Source organism: Microcystis sp. LE19-10.1B, assembly GCF_027530565.1.
Taxonomy (GTDB): Bacteria; Cyanobacteriota; Cyanobacteriia; order Cyanobacteriales; family Microcystaceae; genus Microcystis; species Microcystis aeruginosa.
In genome coordinates this window covers 1-4,441 of record NZ_JAPZQM010000037.1, presented here as the reverse complement: position 1 = coordinate 4,441, position 4,441 = coordinate 1, and the positions used below count along the sequence as shown (strand labels likewise).

Genomic DNA, 4,441 nt, shown 5'->3' with positions numbered 1-4,441 from the left:
AACCGAGTCTTGAAAGCCTTGTGCTACAAAGGTTTGAAATGTTAAGAAAGATGTGACTAATGGACAGCTTAATAAGGGGGGTGCCGATCCCCCCTGCCCCCCTTGATAAGGGGGGTGCCGATAGGCGGGGGGATCCCCCTTAATAAGGGGGGCATCTGATAATTTTTAACGCCTACCTACTTAAACATCGATCGCTCTGATAATTATAGTGTATGCCAATTTTACCGATCGCCCCTCGCACCCCAGAAAAGCGCACCACTTCGCCGCTCTCTTGGGAGATCGCCCTCAATCCCGAATCGAGTAATCAATAGGTAGATAAAGCATAATAAATATAAATAGCAACAACCTTGACAAAATCGGGGGGGGGGAGGGTATAGTGGGTGGGAATTTAGCTAAACAATGTATTCTATGCCACTTAAAAGTTCCTTTTGCTATTCCGTCGCCCTCGCCACGGTAGCCACCGCCACCCTCGCACCAGTTGCCAGCGCCGCAACTTTTAACTTTTCCTACACCTCCAGCTTAGGAACCATCACTGCGACGGTTGACGGAACCCTGCAACTGGATAACAACACGGTATTCGTCAGTTCTATCAGTAATACCACCTTTAACGGCTCTCCCGCTCCTGCCCTCCCGTTCATAGGTTCTTATCTCGATAGCATTCTTGCTGGTGTTGTTGTAACGGGTCAGGCGGTGCTATCCCTAGACGGAGCGGGACTGGATTTTGTCGCTTGTAACACGACGAATTGTATTGATGGATTCGGCTTTTTGCCCCCTAACGCTATTGTAGGTAACACGACCGACCTGTTCGCTTCCGGCAGTGCCTACGGTTCTACTCTTCCTGAACTCTTCGTTCTCGCCAATTATTCCCTGACCCCGGCTGGCACTACCACCGTTCCCGAACCGGCGACGGTTCTCGGTTTACTCTCCGTTGCCGGGGTCGGTTTATTGTGCAAAGGCCGGAAACTGGAAAAGTAATTTTGACCGACTGATCCCCCTGCCCTCCTTATCAAGGTGGGGTTGACTCATAGTAGGAGACTTGCGCTTTGATAATGTACCTTTTGGGCGAACGCAGTTCGCCCCTACATTGTCGACAAAATCCGTTACTGTAGGGGCGCAAAGCTTGCGCCCTCCGATCGATTGGGATATTATTCTCACGCAAGTCCCTAGGGTTGATTATAAGTAGGGTTGATTCATGAATCAACCCTACTTATCAAGGGGGGTGTCTGACAACTTTTAACACCTACCTACTTAACCAAAGGGATTAACGATCATCAATTGATTCTCGATTCGCTGACCATCTTGTAAATCTTCACTGTAGAGAATTTGACAGCCCGCTTCCAGAGCGCTGGCCAGTATTAAACTATCAAAAAAAACTTTATCGGGCATTAGCCTCGTCCCGATCGAATGTAAATCCCCGTGTATTTAAAGAAATCGCCTCGAACATGGTTTTTTCAGTTTTCTGGCCCGGATCGGGGACGATTTCCGAGTCATCCAAAACAATCACCCGTATCATCTTACCTTCCCATCGAGAAGAATATCGGGGGGGAACGCTCACTTGACCGTCATGAATAACCGTCCTAAATTCGATCGCTTCCATACATGGCTCCAATTAAACCCTATCTCTACTTTAGCTCTAGAGTTAAGCGATCGATTAAATCCTATCAGGGGAACTGGGACAACGGGAACACCGAAACGGAGACTATAACTATTTTAATGCTAGTTATTTTGTTTGTCTTTGGCCAATGAAAAGAGCGATCGGCGGCTAGAGTATTTCTTTGATGATACTATAACCCCCCGCACCCTAGAAAAGCGCACCCCTTCGCGCATCTCTGGGAGATCGCCCTCAATCCCTAATCGAGTAATCAATAGCTAAATGAAGCATAAGAAATATAAATGATAAAAATCTTGACAAAATGGGCGGGCGGGGGTATAGCAGGGGGGAATTTAGCTAAACAATGTCTTCTATGCCACTCAAAAGTTCCTTTTGCGGTGGTGATTCGGTAGTAGTGATGGCGGCTTAATCCTTTGCTTTGCTGTGCATTGTAGTCATGGATAAAATACCAAAGGGCTCCCCAACGTGATTCTCCATTTTTTTAGAGAAAGATAGACTCTCTCTCACCAACCGAGAAATCCTTTGTCGAAAGGTATTATTTAATCTTTCAATATGATTGGTTTGACCAGTTTCTTTTCCGACCAGTCGATGACGTTTACTAGGAATTACTGTCTTATAGGACTCCCAAAAGTCTGTGTAAGCAGCCGCGCATTGTCGGTAAACACCTGGTAAACTGGCCCCAAAGTTTTTTGGCTGATTGACGACTCCTATCTCCGCGCATAGCAACCAATAATTTCTCGCGTAGTTCTATCGATAGCTAACCAAATATATACCTTGACTTTCTGACAAAATACGAATGACCATAACTCATCACATTCTATGATTAATTTGCCTTTAGGTTTGTCTGTTACCTATACCTGGCGAGGAACTTGGCTAAATTTATTATTAACATAGTTTTGTTACCATGACCAACTCACTCCAGTTACTCTAGCAATTCCTCGTAAGGAAATTCGTTCGAGTAAGAGTTTGTCAATTAATTGTTTGGTTTCGTCAGAGACGGTTTTATTAGTGGGATTGCTCACAAACTGACGACCACATTCTTTACATTGACGTTTGGGTTTTCCCTTAGGAATAGAACCATTCTTGATCCTACGGTGAGAACCACAATTAGGACAGGGGAATAGAGGTGAAGGGGGTATTTTGTTCGGTGCTAGACTGATATTTGAGTAAGCCAGACAGGAGCCAGAAAAAGATATTTATCAGAAAAGTCATGATCAAGCTAGAGGTTTAAAGACTGAGCGGGTTCCAATTATTTTTATTAATAAATATTTTACACAATTCATACCAGGTAAGCAAGAGGGCTACGCCACTACTACCGAATCATTACCAAGCGAGTTTTGATCTTTTACCATAAAACAGGAATCTTAGCCAAAGCTTCAGCCGTAAAGCGTTTCGCTAAATCTCCCGTCCCAGACTTCACAAACTCTTGTACTGCTAAGGTGATAAGTAAACCTGCTGTTAATGGCTCAGTCATTTTTAAATTTTCCTCTAATAGTAATTCAAATTGGGTTTGAGACTCTAAACGTTTGGAGAAAAATAAAATCTCTAAATTTTCAATCTCTTCACTCTCATGGCTCTCTTGGATCTGGTGGGTAAAATGTATTCTAAGATACAGTCTTGCGGGCGAGGGGGTGGAACGAAAGCTAAACCTACCAAACCCGGGGCGTAAACTCCGCATCATTTAAAATTATTACATTTTCCCCTGACTGCACCAACACAAATAAACCCTGACGACAAGCGTAACTCGCCACCTCATTGGGAACAATCATCGCTGCCACCGCTCCCAAAGCCTTTACATCTCGAAAACGAGGCATTAACCGCTTAAACTTGGCCAAACGTTGTAAATGCTCATCCACATCCCTTTGAGTTAACTTACTTTTGACCTCCACTAAAATGGCATCGGTATCATTTACTACCAATAGATCAATCTCTAAACCCTCATTATCCCGTTTTACCGAAATGCCAGGGTGAAACTCATGCACATCAATACCCCGCTCCTGAAACAGACGCACCACCGCAGGACGCACTTGCCACTCGACAAATTCTCCTAAACGATTGCCCAACTCCCCAATCTGCTGACTAACCCTGTTAATTTGCTTATCTGTTTCTTTTTGAGCTTGGGATAACTCTTGTTGGGATTGGGCCAATTCCTTTAGTATTTCCCGAATGTCTTCAATAGTAGCTGTCATAATGAATTTTCTCAAGTTAAAATGAAATTTTCTCTATTATAGCCCGATCGCTTTTTCTCCCTTGAAGTAACTGTTCAGGGGGTAGGGTTGATTCATGAATCAACCCTACAATGAATCAACCCTAGTTCAGGGGGGGACAAAATCTGATAATCTAAAAAGACGTAGAAAAGAGCGGCTACTGTGAGAGAGTAGTATCCATGCCTCTAGGAAAGGCAGTTCTTCTCCCTCTCTGCTGCCCCTGGAGAGTCCTTCCACAGAGTCAATGCCACTGGCGGCTTGACATCCCCCCCCCCCTGAACGGTTACAATAAACTTAAGAGTTATTCCTTCTGTTCTTCAGGGGGATTTTTGAGGAGTTCACAAAGTTGGGAGGTCTGGTGGCATTGAGGGGAGGGATGCCAAGCAATGCTCTTTTATTCAGCGTGTTGGCGGTATTCCTCTAACATTCGGGTCAGTTCTCCTACTAGCGGTTTGTTTTGTGTTATTTTTTTGTAAAAAATTGGGTTCTTCGTTACTTGGTATGGTTCGATAGGGGGGCATAAATCGACTAAATCCTTATCTGGCAAGAGACTTAATTGATTAGTTCGCTCTAGAGCAAAAACAATTGACAAAAATCGCTAAATGCCTTTCTCTATAAGGGT

At 44.3% G+C, this 4,441-nt stretch carries 5 protein-coding genes and 2 pseudogenes; 1 reads left to right on the top strand and 6 read right to left on the bottom strand.

From position 1 onward, the window contains the following. The first annotated feature begins 408 nt into the window (after positions 1–408). Positions 409–975: a PEP-CTERM sorting domain-containing protein gene (locus tag O9332_RS01410; protein WP_288023343.1), complete on the top strand. Its 567-nt coding sequence runs from the start codon at positions 409–411 to the stop codon at positions 973–975. Positions 976–1,248: 273 nt separating this feature from the next. Here the strand turns inward: O9332_RS01410 and O9332_RS01405 are convergent, their stop codons facing one another. The 6 genes and pseudogenes from O9332_RS01405 to O9332_RS01375 all read right to left on the bottom strand — a co-directional run. Beyond that, entirely contained in the window at positions 1,249–1,386 is a 138-nt protein-coding gene (locus O9332_RS01405; protein ID WP_172967357.1) for a PIN domain-containing protein, read from the bottom strand. Further along, complete coding sequence (locus tag O9332_RS01400) at positions 1,376–1,597, bottom strand: hypothetical protein (protein ID WP_043999527.1); 222 nt, start codon at positions 1,595–1,597, stop codon at positions 1,376–1,378. The genes O9332_RS01405 and O9332_RS01400 overlap by 11 nt, the downstream gene beginning before the upstream one ends. 439 nt (positions 1,598–2,036) lie before the next feature. After that, positions 2,037–2,751, bottom strand: a pseudogene (locus O9332_RS28265) (IS1 family transposase); the annotation flags it as partial. Positions 2,752–2,957: 206 nt separating this feature from the next. Next, complete coding sequence (locus O9332_RS01385; RefSeq protein ID WP_256378307.1) at positions 2,958–3,086, bottom strand: hypothetical protein; 129 nt, start codon at positions 3,084–3,086, stop codon at positions 2,958–2,960. Positions 3,087–3,261: 175 nt separating this feature from the next. Further along, on the bottom strand, positions 3,262–3,801 hold the full coding sequence (locus O9332_RS01380) for a DUF3782 domain-containing protein (RefSeq protein WP_002759366.1): 540 nt from the start codon (positions 3,799–3,801) through the stop codon (positions 3,262–3,264). 412 nt (positions 3,802–4,213) lie between these two features. Next, positions 4,214–4,441 (bottom strand): annotated as a pseudogene (locus O9332_RS01375) (hypothetical protein); the annotation flags it as partial.

Coding starts and splice junctions, on each gene's coding strand:
- O9332_RS01410 (WP_288023343.1), top strand. CDS start 409: ATGCCACTTAAAAGTTCCTTTTGCTATTCCGTCGCCCTCGCCACGGTA.
- O9332_RS01405 (WP_172967357.1), bottom strand. CDS start 1,386: ATGCCCGATAAAGTTTTTTTTGATAGTTTAATACTGGCCAGCGCTCTG.
- O9332_RS01400 (WP_043999527.1), bottom strand. CDS start 1,597: ATGGAAGCGATCGAATTTAGGACGGTTATTCATGACGGTCAAGTGAGC.
- O9332_RS01385 (WP_256378307.1), bottom strand. CDS start 3,086: ATGACTGAGCCATTAACAGCAGGTTTACTTATCACCTTAGCAGTACAA.
- O9332_RS01380 (WP_002759366.1), bottom strand. CDS start 3,801: ATGACAGCTACTATTGAAGACATTCGGGAAATACTAAAGGAATTGGCC.